Consider the following 17,148-nt stretch of genomic DNA (forward strand, 5'->3'; position numbering starts at 1 on the left):
CCCCACCCCAAGGAGCACCACCCCATGACCACCCCCGACACCATCCCCGCCGTCCGCCCGCTCACCACCGGGGACGTCGATGCCCTCGTCGAGGCCGCGCGGCGGGCCGCCGACGGTGAAGGCGTACGCGGCAGCGTCACCGTGCTGGACGCCGGCGGCCACCTGCTCGGCTTCCGGCGGGACGACGACGCCGTGCTGATCTCGGGGGAGACCAGCACCCGCAAGGCGTACACCGCGCTGCAGCTGGATGCGCCCACCGCTGACCTGGTCGACCTGGTCCGTCCGGACGGCCTCTTCCACACGCTGCCGACCGCGCTCGACCGGCCGCTGCTGTTCATCGCGGGTGGCGTACCGCTGCACCGCGACGGCCGGCTGATCGGCGCCATCGGCTTCGGCGGCGGCGCGCCGGAGCAGGATCACCGGATCGCCGTCGCCGCCCGTCGGGCCGCCGGCCTGGAGTGATCACTCCCCTGCGGTGATCACTCCACGGCCGCCCGGCCTGCCTTCTCCGGCCGCCGCCCGCGCTTCCCGCGCAGGCGGCGGCCGCGGGCTGTCATCCCCCAGGGCTTCAGTACGGAGACCGCGGTCAGGAAGACGTACAGCGTGAGCGCGACGGCCGGTGCCACGACGAGGTCGGTCTCCGGGGGCACCGGCCGGCCCGCCACCACCGCGCCGGCCGCGGCGTTGATCTGCGTACGCAGCGCGAGGACGGTGGCGACGACCGCGCCCAGCGTCAGCCAGAACTTGGTGACCACCCACCGGTACCGGGCCAGCCCCCACGGCGTGCCGAGCGACAGTACGAGGCCGGAGATCAGGGTGAGCAGCGCGAGCGGAATGATCAGCCAGTCGATGAAGATCTTCATCGAGCGGTAGGCGGCCGCGGCGAGTTCCGTGGCGTCGGCCGTTCCCGAACCGGTCACCGCGCCGGTTTCACGTGAAACACCCGCGGTCGATGCCGCGATGCCGAGCGCCAGCAGGCCGAGCGTCAGCCCGAGCCAGCCGACGGAGACGACGACGTGGACGACGAGGGTGGCCCGGCGCGCGGGACGGCTGAGCTGCTGCATGTCCCCACCGTCGCGCCCGGTGGCCCGCGGCGCGTCTGACGGCGGGAGTATCCGCCCGTACGCGCGGACGAGTACGGACAGCCGTACCGGCCGGATCCGGCCGACGCGCCCCGGCCCACCCGTCCCGCGTACGACGGCCTACCCTCGCCCCATGGCCAAGCTGCACCTCTTCGACCTGGACGGAACGCTGCTCTACCGGTCCGCCGCCGCCGTGGAGATCGCGCGGCAGCTCGGGCTGGAGCGGGAGACCGGCGAGCTGGAGCGCGCCTTCGCGGCCGGTGAGCTGACTCCGCCGCGCTTCGCACAGCTGGCCTGCGACCTGTGGACCGAGCTGACCCACGCCGACGTCGCGGCCGCTTTCGAGGCGGCGCCCTGGCTGGCCGGTATCCGGGACGTATGGGCCGACATCCGCGAGCGCGGGGAGCGCTGTGCGGTGATCTCCCTGTCGCCGTCGTTCTTCGTGGACCGGCTGCTGGTGTGGGGCGCCGACGCGGCGTACGGCTCGCGCTGGCCGGCCGTGCCGTTCCGGGAGCGGGTGGACCCGGCCGGCATCCTGTCCGCCGGGGCCAAGGTGCGGATCGCCGACGAGCTCTGCGCGTCCTTCGGGCTGAGCCGGGCGGACTGCGTGGCGTACGGGGATTCCCGCTCCGACGCGGAACTGTTCGCGGCCGTCCCGTCGTCCGTGGCGGTGAACGCGGACCATCACGTCAGCGAGCTCGCGACCTTCGCGTACGGGGGACGGGACTTGCGGGAGGCGTACGCGCTGACGCTCGGCGGGTAGGCCGTCGGGCGAGTCGGCCCACCGGCTCGCTCCACCGGCCACGCCACCGGCTCACCGGCCGATTCACCCGGAACTCACCCGGGCTTCACCGGGGCGTCGGCGAGCTGCCGCGGAACGGGACTTGTGGATTCGACCGCTGCCGGTATGGTCGACTCCGGTCCACCGGGCGGGCGCGCCGTGGGACAGCCGGGCGTACGTCGGGAGTCCGCCAGCCTACCGGCAACGAGCCGCTCGTTGCCGGGACTTCAGGCTGTTCGTCCGTCCGTACGGGCGCGGGCTGACATGCTGCGGAGGCGTGCGGAGACGGGAACCGCGGTGGATGTGACACCAGTCGGAGCTGCCCCGCTTTCGCGGGTATTGCCCGGCCAGCGGTTGCCGATCAAGAATGCGAAGACGTTCCACGACCGTTCGAGGCGAGGCAGACCATGGACGCTCCGACCACCGAGTCGGCCGGTAACGGCGCCGACGGTGACAGTGGCGCATGGGGTTGGTTCACTCCCTCTCCCGCCAAGTCACCGGAAGAGCCCACCGAAACAACCGCATCAGCCGCATCGGCCGCATCGGCCGCATCGACCGAATCCCCGGGCAGGTCGGCGGGGAATCCGGTACATCCGGACGCGCCCGCGGAATCTCCGGCAGCCGCCCAGGCCGCTCCTCCGACCGCTCCCCGTGCGACTCCGCAAGCCGCTCCTCGGACGGCCGGTCGGACCGCCACGCTCCCGCCCCGCCGTGAGGTCCCGGCTGCGGCCGGGCCCGTGCCGGAGTCCGCGCTGGAGGCGTCGGTCCGTACGCAGCGGCCCATGGCGACCGAGGCGTCCGCCGACGCGCTGCTCATCCGGCGCACGATGGCGGAGATCGAGCCGGTGGCGGAGCAGGTCACCTCGTACTTCTACGCGCTCCTTTTCGTCCGCCACCCCGACCTGCGCCAGCTCTTCCCGGTCTCGATGAACGAGCAGCGCGACCGGCTGTTCAAGGCGCTGCTCACCGCCGCCCAGCGGGTCGACGACGACGCGTCGCTCACCGAGTTCCTGGCACACCTCGGTCGCGGCCACCGCAAGTACGGCACGCTGCCCGAGCACTACCCGGCCGTCGGCGAGTGCCTGCTCGGCGCGCTCGCCCGGTACGCCACGCTCAGCTGGGACCGCGAGGCCGAGGCCGCCTGGATCCGCGCGTACACCAGGATCTCGCAGATCATGATCGACGCCGCCGCCGAGGACGAGGCCACCGCGCCCGCCTGGTGGGAGGCCGAGGTGGTCGCGCACGAGCTGCGCACGTCCGACATCGCGATCGTGACCGTGCGGCCCGACCAGCCGTACCCGTTCCTCGCCGGGCAGTACACCAGCGTGGAGACGCCCTGGTGGCCGCGGGTGTGGCGGCACTACTCCTTCGCCTCGGCGCCGCGCTCGGACGGCCTGCTCTCGTTCCACGTCAAGGCGATACCCGCGGGCTGGGTCTCGGGTGCGCTGGTGCACCGGGCGCGGCCGGGCGACGTCATCCGGCTCGGCCCTCCGGGCGGCTCGATGACCGTCGACCACACCACCGACAACGGCCTGCTGTGCCTGGGCGGCGGTACGGGCATCGCGCCCATCAAGGCACTGGTCGAGGACGTCGCCGAGCACGGCCGACGGCGTCCGGTGGAGGTGTTCTACGGCGCCCGCAGCGACCACGACCTGTACGACATCGACACCATGCTGCGGCTGGAGCACGCCCATCCCTGGCTGTCCGTACGCCCGGTGGTCTCCAGCGGACCGACGGGCGGTGTGTACAGGAGCATCAGCGGGCGGCTGCCGGACGCGGTGCGGGAGTACGGACCGTGGGGCGAGTACGACGCGTACGTGTCGGGGCCGCCCGGCATGATCCGCAGCGGTGTGGACGCGCTGGTCGGCGTCGGCGTACCGTCGGACCGCATCCGGCACGACGCCGTTGAAGAGCTCGTCGCGGCGGGAGAGTAGTACTTGAGCACCGAAGACAGCAGCCGCTGGGGTCACTCGGGCGAGCCCGCGGGCCCGTATCCGGACGAGTACGCGGTCCAGTACCCGGGCCGGTACGCGAGCGAGTACCCGGATGTGTACACCTATGAGCGGCCCAGCCCGGCTGCGCCCACGCACGAGCGGCCCGGTCCGGCTTCGCAGACGTACGAGCCGTCCGGTCCCGAGACGCATGCGCACGAGCGGTCCGGCCGGACCCCACGCGTGCCCGAGCAGTCCGCCGTGCGGCCGGTGCCCAGCTGGGCCGTCGACGAACCGGCCGAGCGGCCCGGCAGCGACGGCGAGCACCTCGTGCAGCAGCGGATGGGGACGACCGACCGCGCCGACCGCTTCTACCGCGATCAGGTCCTGGACCATCTCAACGCGCGGATGCGGGAGTTCGTCGGCCGTCAGGAGATGTTCTTCCTGGCGACCGCGGACGGGAGCGGCGAGTGCGACTCGACCTTCCGCGCCGGACCGCCCGGCTTCGTGCGGGTGCTGGACGAGCGCACCCTGATCTACCCCGAGTACCGCGGCAACGGCGTGCTGGCCTCCCTCGGCAACCTCTCCGAGAACCCGCGGCTGGGCATCCTCTTCGTGGACTTCCTGCGCGACCGGATCGGCCTGCACGTGAACGGGCGGGCCTGGGTCGTCCCGGACGAGGAGATGCGGGTGCGCCACCCCGATCTGCCGGTCGACCCGGTGCCCGGGCGGCGTGCACAGCTGTGGGTGGCGGTCGAGGTGGAGGAGGCGTACATCCACTGCGCCAAGCACATACCCCACCTGCAGAAGGCCCCCCGGCAGGAGCGTGGCGACCGGGCCTGGGGCACGGACGACGTGAAGCGCAAGGGCGGCGATTTCTTCGGCGCGGCGGCCGACGCGGCCGACCGGGCCCCCTACCGTCGTCGGGAAGAGACGCCGGAGACGCCGGCGGAACCGGCGCCGACCGGTCCCCGTACGCGCTACCCCTCTTCCTTCCAGGAGGAGGCGGAGCGAGTACTGGCGCTCGTGCAGCAGCGGGCACCGGCGGACTCCGGCGACTTCCGCGGCTGGTTCGGCTAGCCGATCGGAGAGCAGTCGATCCCTGTTTCACGTGAAACGTGAGGGAAACGGCACGATGCGGACGCGGATGTTTCACGTGAAACGGACGGTCCGCGCGGGGTGGCTGTCAGCCCAGGTCGGGTGCGTGCAGCGCCCGGACGCCCTCGATGTTGGCGTCGAGGTAGTGCCGCAGCGAGAGCGGTACGACCTCGACGGAGGCGATCCCGACGCGGGTGAACGGCACCCGCACGATCTCGTACTCCCCGCACGGCTCTTCCACCTCGGGGCCGTGCCGCCGGCTCAGATCCATGGAGTCGAGCCGGCAGACGAAGAAGTGCTGCACCTTCACGCCGTCCACGCCGCCGTCCGTGACGTGCTCGACCGTGTCGACGAAGACCGGGACGACGTCCTTGACCTTGGCGCCCAGCTCCTCGTCCACCTCCCGGTGGAGGGCGTCGATCACGGTGGCGTCCTCGGGCTCCACGCCGCCGCCCGGCGTGATCCAGTACGGGGCCCGCTCCGGCTTGGTGCGCTTGATCAGGATGAGGTCCTCACCGTCGAGCAGGATCGCGCGGGCGGTGCGTTTGACGACTGGCCGTACGGTCATAGGGGACAGATGCCGCTTTCGACGGCTGGTGAAACCCGCGTCTTGCGGGGCGCGTGACATCCAGCCGCGGAGACGCCGGATACGCCCCGGTCAGTGCCGGAACGAACCCCTCCGAGCCGCTCATCAGCGCGGCACGCACCCCTGCCCGCTGCTCACCAGGCCGCCGCGGCCCGCAGCAGCCACTCGTGCGCGCGGGCGATGTGCGGCAGGGCGAGCGTGCCGGTACGGACGACGAGGAAGTACGTGCGCAGCGGCGGTACCGGCGGGTCCAGCAGCGAGACCACCTCGCCGCGGTCGAGCGCCGGCGCGGCGAGGTAGCGCGGTACGACGGCGAGCCCGGCCCCGGCCGCCGCGCAGGCCAGTACCGCGCGCAGATCGGCGGCTATGACGGCGGCGGGGGCCGTGGGCCGGGTGTCGAAGACGGCGGACCAGTAGCGGGTGACCAGCGGCAGGCTCTCGTGGACCTCGACCACCGGTACGGAGTCGAGGGCCTGCGGGGCGCGCTCCAGGAGGTCGGCGGGGCCGCCGAGCCGGTCCGCCCAGCGGGGCGCGGCGACCAGGACGTGTTCCTCGTCGCACAGCGGGGTCGCGGTGAGCAGGCCGCCGCGCGGCCGGGCGGTGGTGACGGCGAGGTCGTGGTGGCCGGCGGCGAGCCCGGTGAGCAGCTCCTCGGCGGAACCGAAGGAGGTGCGGACGGCGAGGCCCCGGTCGATGAGCGGGGCGAGCGCCGGGAGGGCGCGTTCGGCGGCGAATTCCGGGGGCCCGGCGAGATGGAGGGTGCGGGTGACGGATTCCTCGTCGAGTCCGGCTTCGGTGATCTCGGTGAGCGCGTCGAGGTGCGGGGCGATCTTGTGGGCGAGTTCGTCGCCGACGGTGGTGGCGATGACCCCGCGCGGCCGGCGCAGGAACAGCGGGCGGCCGAGCTGGCGCTCCAGCGACCGTATCTGACTGGTCACCGCGGGCTGGGAGAGTCCGAGGAGGGCGGCGGCGCGGGTGAAGGAGCCGGCCCGGTGCACAGTGACGAAGGTGCGCAACAGCGCCAGATCCATCCATACCCCCTTCTCCTGAGAAGCCTGCTGGAGGGCCAACTATAAATTTGTCGATAGGGCTGTGTCGCTAGCGTGATTGGACACTGACGCTGAGTCAACTAGCCTTGATTGTGCGGTTCGTTGCGCATTGAACCGACGGCGGTCCGAGCCAAGAGGGGGGAGGCTCGGACCGTCTGCTGTGCGTACGGCCGGTCCCGGCCGAGCGGGCCCGCCGACCGGAGCCGTACCGGGCGGTACTAGCCCCGTGCGTCCCCGTCCAACGCCCCGTCCAGGGCCCGGAGTACGTCCGCGACCAGGTCTTCCGGGTCCTCGGCGCCGACGGAGAAGCGGACGAACCCGTCCGGTACGGCATCGCCGCCCCACCGTCCGCGTCGCTCGGCCGTCGACCGTACTCCGCCAAAACTCGTCGCGTCGTCCACCAGCGTCAGTTCGGCCAGAAAACGTTCCGCGTGCGCCCTGTCCGGCAGGACGAAGGAGACGACGCAGCCGAAGCGCCCGGGGCGCATCTGGGCCACCGCGCCCGCGTGCGCGGAGTCGGTCGGCAGCCCTGGGTGGCGTAGCCCCGTGACCTCGGGGCGGTCGCGCAGCGCCTCGGCGAGCGCCAGCGCGCCCACCGCCTGCCGCTCGACGCGCAGCGCGAGCGTGGCCAGCGACCGGTGCGCGAGCCACGCCTCCATCGGGCCGGGGATCGCGCCGACGGTCTTGCGCCACTGCCGTACGGAGTCGGCGAGTGCCTGGTCGCGGGTGGTGGCGTAGCCCAGCAGGATGTCGCCGTGGCCGGTCAGCGCCTTCGTACCGCTGGCGACGGAGAAGTCGGCGCCGAGGTCGAGCGGGCGCTGGCCGAGCGGTGTCGCGAGGGTGTTGTCGACGGCGACCAGGGTGCCCTGGGCGTGCGCGGCCTCGGCGAGCCGGCGGATGTCGCAGACGTCCAGGCCCGGGTTGGAGGGCGTCTCTAGCCACAGCAGCCTGGCGCCGTCCAGGACGTCGAGCTGGGCGTCTCCGGCGGTGGGGGCGGTGCGGACCTCGACGCCGTAACTCTCCAGGCGCTCCCGGACGGCGGGCATGAGCTGGTAGCAGTCGTTCGGCAGGACGACCACGTCGCCGGTGCGGACCTGCGAGAAGAGGACGGCGGAGATCGCGGCCATCCCGGAGGCGAAGACCGAGGTGTGGGCCGGCTCGCCGGGCGACTCCAGCTCCGAGATCGCCGCTTCGAGGAGGGTCCAGGTCGGGTTGGACTCGCGGCCGTAGGTGTACGGCCCGGTGGCGTCGCCCGGCAGGTGGTAATGGGCCGCGAAGACCGGCCCCGGGAGGGTCGGGTGGTACGCCTCGGCCTCGGGGAGGCCGGCCCGTACGGCCCGGGTGCTGTCGCCGGTCATGCGCGCGTCGTCGCCTGTCATGGGCTCGTCCCTGCCTTCTCGTCGTGCGTCTCCCGCCCGGCGAGCTCGGCCCGGACGACCGTGAGCAGGTCCCGCTCGAACCACTCCGGGCGGAATTGCCGGGCGCTGCGCTCCAGGCCGTACCCGGCCTCTTCGACGCGGGCGCGGAAGACGGCCTCGGCCATCGGGGAGCGGTCGGGGCGGGGCCGGGTCAGTCCTTGTCCGGCAGGATCACGTGCAGCGCCCACGAGACGATCGAGACGATCAGGCCGCCCAGTACCGCGGTCCAGAAGCCGTCGACGTGGAAGGCGAGGTCGAGCTTCCCCGCCACCCAGGACGTCAGCATCAGCATCAGAGCGTTGATCACGAGCGTGATCAGGCCCAGCGTGAGGATGAAGAGCGGGAACGACAGCAGCTTCACCACGGGCTTCACGATGACGTTGACCACACCGAAGATCAGCGCGACCAGGATCAGCGTCCAGACCTTGTTCCCGGTGTTGGTGCCGGTCAGCGTGATGTCGCTGAGCAGCCAGGTGGCCACGGCGAGTGCCGCGGCGTTGGCGATCGTCTTGACCAGAAAATTCTTCATGGTGGGATCGTCGCAGACACGACGGCGGCAGTGAGGGGTGCGCGAGTGATGAAGGCGTTCAAGCTGGAGGAACTGGAGGCGGAACGGGCCGCCAACGACGGCGCGTACCTGCAGTTCCTGCGGGAGCGGAACATGTCGGCCGGGCTGTACGCACTGGACGCCGGCAGCAGCGATCCGCAGGCGCCGCACCAGCAGGACGAGGTGTACCTGGTGGTGAGCGGGCGCGCGTCGATCACGGTGGGGGTGGAGACGACGCAGGTCGCGCGGGGCAGCGTGGTGTACGTACCGGCCGGGGTGCCGCACAAGTTCCACCACATCACCGAGGACCTGCGGGTCATGGTGATCTTCTCGCCGCCGGAGGGCTGAGCCGGAGCGCTGAACCGGCGGCCCCGCCTCGGCCTCCTCCCGGCAGCCGAGGCGGGCCTTCCGTACCCGTAGGGGAAGGCTCAGGGGACAGCCGGGGCCGCGGCGCCCCCATGTGGCCGGACATCGCCCTAGCATCGATGGTGCAGGGCGGGACCGGACAGGAGCCGGGCGGGCCGGGCGAGTACCGGGCGACGACCAGAAAGCAGGGCAGAGCAATGGCCGTGAAGGAGATATTCGGGGGACTCCCGTGGTGGGTGAAGTGGGTCGCGGTGCCCGTCATCCTGCTGGTCGTCTTCGGCGGGCTGATCGGCAGCGTGGTGGGCTTCCTCATTGGGCTGCTCTTCAAGATCCTGCTGGCGGTGGCGCTGATCGCGGGCGTGGTCTACCTCGTCCGCAGGTTCACCGGATCGTCGTCCTCCTCGCGCGGCGAGTGGTGACTTCCGCGGCCGCGCGGAATTGCCGGGCGTCCCGTTCCCCCGCCGGGGAACGGGACGCCCTTTGTTTGTCCCCTGCGAACAGGTGTCCGGAGCGCTCGCGGCGGGCGAGCTTCCGGCCAAGCCAAGAAATGCGCCGCCTGAGTTAATTCGCAAGCTAATCGACCTGCGGTCCGCGGCGCTCACGTTAGAGTGCCGACGCGGGGCATCTTCCGGATGCCGGCGTTCCGGAACGTCCGGCCGGACCGGGCGGCGCGGACGGTGTCCGGAAGCGCACGCGGCGCGGGCGCGGGGCCCGAGCCCGGGGTCGGCACCCCGGCGACCTGTCCTGGGGGTTGGTCTTGGCCACGGCGAACGACGCATCCACGACATCCCCGACGCTGATCGGCTCGGTGCAGCGGGCGCTGCGCCTCCTCGAAGCGGTGGCCGCCCACCCGGGCGGTGCCCCCGCCAAACAGCTGGCCAGGGAGACCGGTTACCCGCTCCCGACCACGTACCACCTGCTGCGCACCCTGACCCACGAGGGATACCTCCAGCGCGAGAACGGCGTGTTCCTCCTCGGTGAGGCCGCGGAGCTCATCGGCCGGTCCGGGGCCCGCCGCCGGCGGTACTCCCGGATCGCGCAGGCGCTGTCGGCCATGGGCCAGGAGGTGGGCGCCGCGCTGTACTTCGCGGTGTACCACGCGGGCGAGGTGGAGGTGGTCGCGGTGAGCGACGATCCGGAGCGGCCACCGGTCGAGGAATGGGCGGACTTCCGTACGACCGCTCACGCGCACGCGATAGGCCAGTGCCTGCTGGCCCAACTCGACGAGGAGCGGCGGAAAGATCATCTTTCCCGGCACCAAGTGCAGTCGCTCACGCCCCATTCCGTACGGACGGAGGGGGATCTGCTGCACCGGTTGAACACGGTGCGTAAGGCCCAACTCGCCGTCGAACGCGAGGAATATGCCGTCGGTACGGTGTGCGCGGCAATTCCCATTCGGGTCGGTTCGGTAGCGGCGACCGTGGCGATTTCCCTCCCCGCAGGTGAAGCGGAGAGACTGCTGGCGGTAACCGAAAAGGTACAGAGGATGGCGGAGTCGACCCTTATGACGCTGGCCTTCTCTATCAGTATCTGAAAAATTACTCCTTGTGATCCGTCGACGACTGGTCGACGATGGCGTCAATAGCGGTCGGCGGGTCATTACCGGCCACTTCGATCAAGTAGTGCGGGGCAGTGGTTGATGAGCCAAACAGTGCAGGCAGAAGTGATGATGAGCTTCATCGTCTCCGAGGAACTCGCCTTCCGGATTCCGGTGGAGCTCGATTTCGACAGTGCCGATCCCTATGCCGTGCGCTTCACGTTCGATCTCCCCGGCGATGCCCCGGTGACCTGGGCTTTCAGCCGGGAACTCCTCCTGGACGGCCTGAGCCGGCCGGCCGGTGAGGGGGACATCCACGTGGAGCCGGTCTCGGGCGCGCACCTCAGTGATGTCTTCGTCAGTCTGCAGGTGGGCTCCGAGCAGGCGCTCTTCCGAGTCGGCGCGGCTCCGCTGGTCGCCTTCCTGGACCGTACGGACCGGCTGGTGCCGCTCGGCCAGGAGGAGATCTGCGGCACGCTCGACGCGGAGCTGGACCGGATCTTCGCGAACGCGCAACGGGCGGGCTGAGCGCCGGTCCGGCCCGGTCAGCGCTTGCGGCGGCGGCCCCGTCCACCGCGCCTGCTGCCCGGCTGCCCGGGCCCCGGACCGGCCGCCCGGCCGTGCTCCGCGCTCGAACCGCTCCGGTTGCCGCGGTCCGCGGCGACCACCAGTACCGCCAGCAGCGTGGTCAGCGGTACGGACGCGACGAGCCCGATACTGCCCACGAGCGTCCGGATGATCTCCTCGGCCACCACTTCGCTGGTGGCGACCGTGCCGACACTGCTGCGCGCGATGGAGAACAGCAGGAGCAACGGGAGCGCGGCGCCCGCGTACGCCAGTACCAGCGTGTTCACCACCGACGCGATGTGGTCCCGCCCGATCCGCATCGCCGCCCCGTAGATCTGCCGCCGGCTCGCCGTCGGGTCGGCGTCCCGCAGCTCCCACACGGCCGCCGTCTGGGTCACGGTCACATCGTCCAGCACGCCCAGCGAGCCGATGATGATCCCCGCCAGCAGCAGGCCGCGGATCTCGATGCCCGGATAGAGGCTGTGCACCAGCCCCGTCTGGTCGTCCGTATTGCCCGTCAGCTGTCCCCAGCCGATGAACACCGATCCCAGCAGCCCGATCAGCAGCAGTGACGCCAGCGTGCCGAGCACCGCGACCGAGGTGCGGGCCGTCAGGCCGTGGCACATGTACAGCGCGATGAGCATGATCGCGCTGCCGCCGACCACCGCCACCAGCAGCGGATTCGAGCCTTGCAGGATGGCCGGCAGGATGAACAGCGTGAGGACGGCGAAGCTCGCCGCCAGCGCGACCAGTGCCAGCACCCCGCGCAGCCGCCCGACGACCACCACCGCCAGCGCGAACACCGCGGCCAGCACCCACATCGGGAAGGTGCGGTCCACGTCGGTGACCGAGTACTGCAGGTCCCGGGGCGCCTTGGGCGCGTACGCCACCACGACGTCCTGGCCCTCGGTGTAGCGGCGCGACGCGTCCGGCGTCACCACGGTCTTGAAGCGGTGCCCCGTGTCCTTGCCGGTGGTGACCTCGATGGTGGCCTGCTCGCAGCTCTGCGCGTTCTGCTGCGCGCCGCTGCCGGGACCCGTCGGCTGTTGCTGCTGCATCTGCTGCATCTGCTGCTGTTGCTGCGCGTTGACGTCCGCGCAGTCCACCTTCGTGAGCCGGACGACCCGGGCGGTCTGGGTCTGCTGGTCGAAGCCGACCCCCGACGGCTTGTGCGCGGGCGCGCCGCCGGGCCACAGGGCGATCAGCCCGACACCCACCGCCAGGGCGAACGGGATCAGTACGGCGGCGATGACCTTGCGCAGGTGGCGGGAGACGGGCGCGGCGGGTCCGTGGCCATGGCTGTGGCCGTGCGCATGTGGATGAGTGTGCGACTGGGGCTCGGGCTCGTTGCGGGTCACCGCCCGATCATCCAACAACTCACCGGGCCCCCTGTTCACCACGCGGCTCCGGCCGCTACCGTGGTGGCACCTTTGCAATCGCGGGAGCTCGGAGCACCGGGCTGAGAGGGCGCTGATCCTCGTCCCTGCGGTGTTTCACGTGAAACACCGAGAGACGGAAAGAGCTGCGTCGACCGCCGAACCTGTTACCGGGTAATGCCGGCGTAGGGAGTGGGTCTCAATGACTCTGCAGGATGCACGCACGCCCGAAAACGGCCAGGACGCTGCCGAGACGCAGCAGATCGGCTGGCACAAGGGCTATGTCTCCGGTACGCGCCCGGACCTCCGGGTCCCCGTCCGGCGAGTGCACCTCACCAATGGCGAGCACGTGACGCTTTACGACACGTCAGGGCCGTACACCGACCCCAATATCGAAACGGACGTCCGCCGCGGCCTCGCGCCGCTGCGGGAGAACTGGATCATCGCCCGCGGCGACACCGAGGAGTACGCGGGTCGGCCGATGCGTCCGGAGGACGACGGCCTCAAGCACACCTCGCCGCGTGGCGGCCTGAAGAACCTCGACGCGGTGTTCCCGGGCCGGCCCCGGCAGCCGCGCCGCGGCCGGGACGGCGCCGTCACCCAGCTCGCGTACGCGCAGCGCGGCGAGGTCACCGCGGAGATGGAGTACGTCGCGCTCCGCGAGAACTGCAGCCCCGAATTCGTGCGGGACGAAATCGCGGCCGGCCGCGCGGTGTTGCCGGTCAACGTCAACCACCCGGAGATCGAGCCGATGATCATCGGCAAGAACTTCCTGGTCAAGGTCAACGCCAACATCGGCAACTCCGCGGTGACCTCCTCCATCGAGGAGGAGGTGGAGAAGATGACCTGGGCGACCCGCTGGGGCGCCGACACGGTCATGGACCTCTCCACCGGCCGCAACATCCACACCACCCGCGAGTGGGTACTGCGCAACTCCCCCGTCCCGATCGGCACCGTCCCCCTCTACCAGGCCCTGGAGAAGGTCGACGGCAAGGCCGAGGAGCTCACCTGGGAGATCTACAAGGACACCGTCATCGAGCAGGCCGAGCAGGGCGTCGACTACATGACGGTCCACGCCGGGGTGCTCCTGCGGTACGTCCCGCTCACCGCCCGCCGCAAGACCGGCATCGTCTCCCGCGGCGGCTCGATCATGGCGGCGTGGTGTCTGGCGCACCACAAGGAGTCCTTCCTCTACGAGAACTTCGAAGAGCTCTGCGACATCCTTGCCTCCTACGACGTCACCTTCTCCCTCGGTGACGGGCTGCGCCCAGGCTCCATCGCCGACGCCAACGACGAGGCCCAGTTCGCGGAGCTGAAGACTCTCGGCGAGCTGAACACGATCGCCAAGGCGCACGGCGTACAGACCATGATCGAGGGCCCGGGCCACGTCCCGATGCACAAGATCAAGGAGAACATCGACCTCCAGCAGGAGATCTGCGAGGAAGCGCCCTTCTACACCCTGGGCCCGCTGACCACCGACATCGCTCCCGCCTACGACCACATCACCTCGGGCATCGGCGCCGCGATGATCGCCTGGTGGGGCACGGCGATGCTCTGCTACGTCACGCCCAAGGAGCACCTGGGCCTGCCGGACCGCGACGACGTGAAGACCGGCGTCATCACGTACAAGATCGCGGCCCACGCGGCCGACCTGGCCAAGGGTCACCCGGGCGCCCAGGAGTGGGACGACGCCCTCTCCGACGCCCGCTTCGAGTTCCGCTGGGAGGACCAGTTCAACCTGGCCCTCGACCCGGACACGGCCCGCGCCTTCCACGACGAGACGCTCCCGGCCGAACCGGCCAAGACGGCCCACTTCTGCTCCATGTGCGGCCCGAAGTTCTGCTCCATGAAGATCTCCCAGGACATCCGCCGCGAACACGGCGGCGACCTGTCCGTGGACCCCGAGGCCGGCATGGCCGAGAAGTCCAAGGAGTTCGCGGCAGCGGGCAACCGGGTGTACTTGCCGATCGCGGACTGATCGCCGGCACGACCTGAACGCATGACGAGGAGGCTCCGGGAGTACCCGGGGCCTCCTCGTCGTACTCGTCGTGCGGGGATCACTCCGGCTGGTGATCCGGCCCTCCGTAGTCCGGGCTGGTGAAGTCCGGGCTCGTGAAGCGGGGGCGGATGGTGGTGCGGTGATCGTCCTCCGGGCCGGAGAAGTGCGGGTGGGTGTAGCCGAGGGTGGGCATGCGGCCGACGTCCGGGCTGTGGTGCGCCACGTAGCGGTCGGCGGCCTCGGCGGGCGGCGGAGGCGCCGGGGTCCGGCCGTCGCCCGGCTTCTCGTCCGGGGCGACCGCCTCGGCCACGTCGGTCGACGCGTCCGGGGAACCGGACTCGGCCGACAGGCCGCTGCGCGATCCGGACGCGGGCAGGCCGTGCGGTACCGCGGCGCCCTTGTCCGTCTTCGGGGCGTGCGGCTCCGTCGGCGGTTCCGGGGCCGTCAGGGCTTCCAGGAGGAAGGGGCGGAGGCCCCGTTCCTGGAGCGCCTGGAGCCAGCGGGCTTTCGCCCGTTCGACCTCCTGGGCCAGCTCGCTGGGACGGGAGGCGCGCAGGGATGTGGCGCCGTTGCGGAGAGCCGTGACGACCAGGCCGCCCATCGCGATGAGGATCGTCGCCGCGGTCAGGGCCGCGAAGACCCAGCCGACGCTGATCAGCGGCTGGGCCAGGGACTCGTCGGGGCTGACGGTGTGCACGATGTAGCCGATGAGGAGGAAGAGGACCGCGGCGATGCCTGCCAGGACGGGCGCGAGGACCGTGACCATGGCGGCCAGTCCGGCGCCGGTGGCCTCGGCCACCTCGCCCATCGTGGTGAGGCCGACGCCGGCACCACCCGCGTCGTCACCGCCGCCCTCGCCCGGTTCGCCACCGGCCGTGGCCGGGCGCGCGGAGGCGGGCGCGCGCAACTCCGCGCGCAGCGCGACGTAATGCTGGTACTCGGCCGTCGCGCACGCGGCGATGGCGGTCGTGGCGCTGAGCGCCATGGTGCGCAGCTGCTCGATGTTGAGGCGCATGCCCGTCGCGGCGAGGTCCGGGCGGTCGGCCGCGGCGTGCAGTGCCTCGTCGAGGGCCCGCCGGAATTCCTCGCGGTCCTCGTTCAGCAGGTGCGGAGCGCTGTTCATGTGCATCCCCCGATGCTCCGTAGGGCCGTACGGGCCGGCGTGGACCGGGCAGTTGGCGGGAAACGGAGGAGAGCCTGCTACGGATAGACCGATGGTAGAGCGCCTCCAGCACGGCGTGACAGAGGATTTCGGAAATTCGCTCCGCCCGTGACAAGCCCTCCCCGGCCGCCCGGCACGTCCCGCCGCCGGCCTGCGGTACCCCTGCCCCGATACGGGTCAGGCAGTCAGGGGAAGTTGGACGACGAGCAGCTTTCCGGCCATCGTGACGCCGCCGTCCATGGCGACCGCCAGGCCGTCGGCGTACACGTGCGGCTCTTCGACGGTGGGATCCTCGCCCTCGCCGTCCTCGGTGCCGACCTCGCCGAGGAGGTACGGGATGGGGCTGTGGCCATGGACGATGCGCTCGCCGCCGTACATGGCGAGCAGTTCGCGCACGGCCTGCGGCCCGGACTCGTCGCGGAAGGCGAAGCGCTTGGTGAGCTTGCGGAAGAGGTCCCAGACCTCGTTGGCGTCGCTGCGCGTCAGGACCTCGTGGACGGCGTCGTTGACGGCCTCGATGGAGTCGCCGTAGTCGAGGTACGCGGTGGTGTCGGAGTGCACGAGGAGGTGGCCGTCCTCCTCCGTGACGGCGTCCAGCCGGGCCATCCACTGCAGGTGGTGGTCCTGCAGGCGGTCCATGTCGGTCTTCTGGCCGCCGTTGAGCAGCCAGGCGGCCTGGAAAGAGGCGGTGCCTGCGCCGGACTGCACGGGGGTGTCGCCGAACCGCTTGGCGCCGAGGAGGAGCAGCTCGTGGTTGCCCATGAGGGCCTTGCAGTAGCCGCCGGCCGCCGCGGCCTCGGCGGACAGCTGCATGACCAGGTCGATGACGCCGATGCCGTCGGGGCCGCGGTCGGTGAAGTCGCCGAGGAACCACAGCCGGGTGTTGCCGGCCGCCCAGTGGCCCTCGGCGTCGATCAGCCCCTCGGTGAACAGCGCCGCGCGCAGCTCGTCGTAGTAACCGTGCACGTCACCGACGACGTACAGCGGGCCGCCGGCCTCGCCCTCGCCGACCTGCTGGAGTTCGATGGCGGGGTGATCGACGAGCGTGTCCGTGTACGCGGTCGGGGTGCCGTCAGGGCCGACGACGGGGATGTCGCGCTCGGTGGGGGTGTAGTCGGCGGGCAGCTCGTCCGGCGGCAGCGTGGCCTGCGGGCCGGTGCCGTAGGTGAGGCGGGCGTACGGCCGGGCCCTGGTCCGCACGCGGACCTCCGGGTCGAGGCGCTCCTGGGGAGCGGCCACGTCCTGGCGGACCTGGCCGGTTTGCAGGCCGTAGCCGTCCTGGGGGACGTACCCCTCTTGCGGGGCGTACGCGCCATCGGCGGCGTACGCGTCCTGCGGACGGCCGTCCGGTGCGGCCCCGGGAGCCCCGGGAGTTCCAGGAGGAACGGGCGCAGGAGGTTGTGCTGCCATGGTCCGCACCATGGGTCCCAGACCGGCCCCCTGAGTCATCGACCCCTCCACCGTCGCGCCGCCGTGCACCTAGCGGACCTTGCCTGGTCGACGGCGGTCCGTGGTGTCGTGCGCCCATCATAGGAACGCCGCTCGCGGGTTGTGACGCACCCGGGGGTGGTCAATCGTTCGGAGCCCGGCGTTCCCTGCTGTTTTCTCCCGGCTTCGCCCTGTTTTTCCCTGCGCGGCCGTGGCCGTCC

Annotated in this window: 18 protein-coding genes; 9 read left to right on the top strand and 9 right to left on the bottom strand. The window is 71.3% G+C overall.

The window, feature by feature from the left end; genetic code table 11:
• Positions 1-24 precede the first annotated feature (24 nt).
• Entirely contained in the window at positions 25-462 is a 438-nt protein-coding gene (locus ACZ4MH_RS04040; RefSeq protein WP_351597406.1) for a GlcG/HbpS family heme-binding protein, read from the top strand.
• 17 nt (positions 463-479) lie between these two features.
• On the opposite strand, the gene ACZ4MH_RS04045 is transcribed toward ACZ4MH_RS04040, so the two are convergent.
• The gene (locus ACZ4MH_RS04045; protein ID WP_351597408.1) at positions 480-1,064 is read right to left on the bottom strand and encodes a DUF2269 domain-containing protein; all 585 of its coding nucleotides are present in this window, start codon (positions 1,062-1,064) and stop codon (positions 480-482) included.
• Positions 1,065-1,215: 151 nt separating this feature from the next.
• Between ACZ4MH_RS04045 and ACZ4MH_RS04050 the strand changes: the two genes are divergently transcribed.
• From ACZ4MH_RS04050 to ACZ4MH_RS04060, 3 genes are all read left to right on the top strand, one after another.
• Positions 1,216-1,845: an HAD family hydrolase gene (locus tag ACZ4MH_RS04050; RefSeq protein ID WP_351597410.1), complete on the top strand. Its 630-nt coding sequence runs from the start codon at positions 1,216-1,218 to the stop codon at positions 1,843-1,845.
• Positions 1,846-2,270: 425 nt separating this feature from the next.
• The gene (locus tag ACZ4MH_RS04055; RefSeq protein WP_351597413.1) at positions 2,271-3,797 is read left to right on the top strand and encodes a globin domain-containing protein; all 1,527 of its coding nucleotides are present in this window, start codon (positions 2,271-2,273) and stop codon (positions 3,795-3,797) included.
• 339 nt (positions 3,798-4,136) lie between these two features.
• Positions 4,137-4,874, top strand: a complete 738-nt coding sequence (locus ACZ4MH_RS04060) for a pyridoxamine 5'-phosphate oxidase family protein (protein WP_467754183.1) — start codon at positions 4,137-4,139, stop codon at positions 4,872-4,874.
• A gap of 106 nt (positions 4,875-4,980) precedes the next feature.
• On the opposite strand, the gene ACZ4MH_RS04065 is transcribed toward ACZ4MH_RS04060, so the two are convergent.
• The 5 genes from ACZ4MH_RS04065 to ACZ4MH_RS04085 form a co-directional block, all read right to left on the bottom strand.
• Positions 4,981-5,460, bottom strand: coding sequence for an NUDIX hydrolase (locus tag ACZ4MH_RS04065; RefSeq protein WP_351597419.1), 480 nt, complete (start codon positions 5,458-5,460; stop codon positions 4,981-4,983).
• Positions 5,461-5,612: 152 nt separating this feature from the next.
• On the bottom strand, positions 5,613-6,509 hold the full coding sequence (locus ACZ4MH_RS04070) for a LysR family transcriptional regulator (protein ID WP_351597422.1): 897 nt from the start codon (positions 6,507-6,509) through the stop codon (positions 5,613-5,615).
• Positions 6,510-6,745: 236 nt separating this feature from the next.
• On the bottom strand, positions 6,746-7,885 hold the full coding sequence (locus ACZ4MH_RS04075) for a cystathionine gamma-lyase (RefSeq protein ID WP_467754185.1): 1,140 nt from the start codon (positions 7,883-7,885) through the stop codon (positions 6,746-6,748).
• Between the two features lie 17 nt (positions 7,886-7,902).
• Entirely contained in the window at positions 7,903-8,070 is a 168-nt protein-coding gene (locus tag ACZ4MH_RS04080) for a hypothetical protein (protein ID WP_351602067.1), read from the bottom strand.
• A gap of 26 nt (positions 8,071-8,096) precedes the next feature.
• Entirely contained in the window at positions 8,097-8,474 is a 378-nt protein-coding gene (locus tag ACZ4MH_RS04085) for a phage holin family protein (protein WP_351602070.1), read from the bottom strand.
• Positions 8,475-8,522: 48 nt separating this feature from the next.
• On the opposite strand from ACZ4MH_RS04085, the gene ACZ4MH_RS04090 reads away from it, so the two are divergent.
• From ACZ4MH_RS04090 to ACZ4MH_RS04105, 4 genes are all read left to right on the top strand, one after another.
• Positions 8,523-8,840, top strand: a complete 318-nt coding sequence (locus ACZ4MH_RS04090) for a cupin domain-containing protein (protein ID WP_351602073.1) — start codon at positions 8,523-8,525, stop codon at positions 8,838-8,840.
• 215 nt (positions 8,841-9,055) lie between these two features.
• Positions 9,056-9,277 (top strand): DUF5326 family protein, encoded by a 222-nt coding sequence (locus tag ACZ4MH_RS04095; protein WP_351602076.1) that lies wholly within the window; start codon positions 9,056-9,058, stop codon positions 9,275-9,277.
• A 338-nt stretch (positions 9,278-9,615) separates the two neighbouring features.
• Complete coding sequence (locus tag ACZ4MH_RS04100; RefSeq protein WP_351602079.1) at positions 9,616-10,392, top strand: IclR family transcriptional regulator; 777 nt, start codon at positions 9,616-9,618, stop codon at positions 10,390-10,392.
• A 105-nt stretch (positions 10,393-10,497) separates the two neighbouring features.
• Positions 10,498-10,923: an SsgA family sporulation/cell division regulator gene (locus tag ACZ4MH_RS04105; protein WP_351602082.1), complete on the top strand. Its 426-nt coding sequence runs from the start codon at positions 10,498-10,500 to the stop codon at positions 10,921-10,923.
• A gap of 17 nt (positions 10,924-10,940) precedes the next feature.
• Here ACZ4MH_RS04105 and ACZ4MH_RS04110 read toward each other — a convergent pair whose 3' ends face one another.
• Positions 10,941-12,320, bottom strand: a complete 1,380-nt coding sequence (locus tag ACZ4MH_RS04110; protein WP_467754014.1) for a YibE/F family protein — start codon at positions 12,318-12,320, stop codon at positions 10,941-10,943.
• 220 nt (positions 12,321-12,540) lie between these two features.
• Between ACZ4MH_RS04110 and thiC the strand changes: the two genes are divergently transcribed.
• On the top strand, positions 12,541-14,316 hold the full coding sequence (gene thiC / locus ACZ4MH_RS04115; RefSeq protein WP_351600252.1) for a phosphomethylpyrimidine synthase ThiC: 1,776 nt from the start codon (positions 12,541-12,543) through the stop codon (positions 14,314-14,316).
• 79 nt (positions 14,317-14,395) lie between these two features.
• Here thiC and ACZ4MH_RS04120 read toward each other — a convergent pair whose 3' ends face one another.
• Both ACZ4MH_RS04120 and ACZ4MH_RS04125 read right to left on the bottom strand, forming a co-directional pair.
• Complete coding sequence (locus tag ACZ4MH_RS04120) at positions 14,396-15,466, bottom strand: hypothetical protein (RefSeq protein WP_351600253.1); 1,071 nt, start codon at positions 15,464-15,466, stop codon at positions 14,396-14,398.
• A 210-nt stretch (positions 15,467-15,676) separates the two neighbouring features.
• Entirely contained in the window at positions 15,677-16,909 is a 1,233-nt protein-coding gene (locus ACZ4MH_RS04125; RefSeq protein ID WP_351600255.1) for a metallophosphoesterase, read from the bottom strand.
• Positions 16,910-17,148: the final 239 nt, after the last annotated feature.

It is taken from the genome of Streptomyces sp. NPDC026301 (assembly GCF_055567935.1).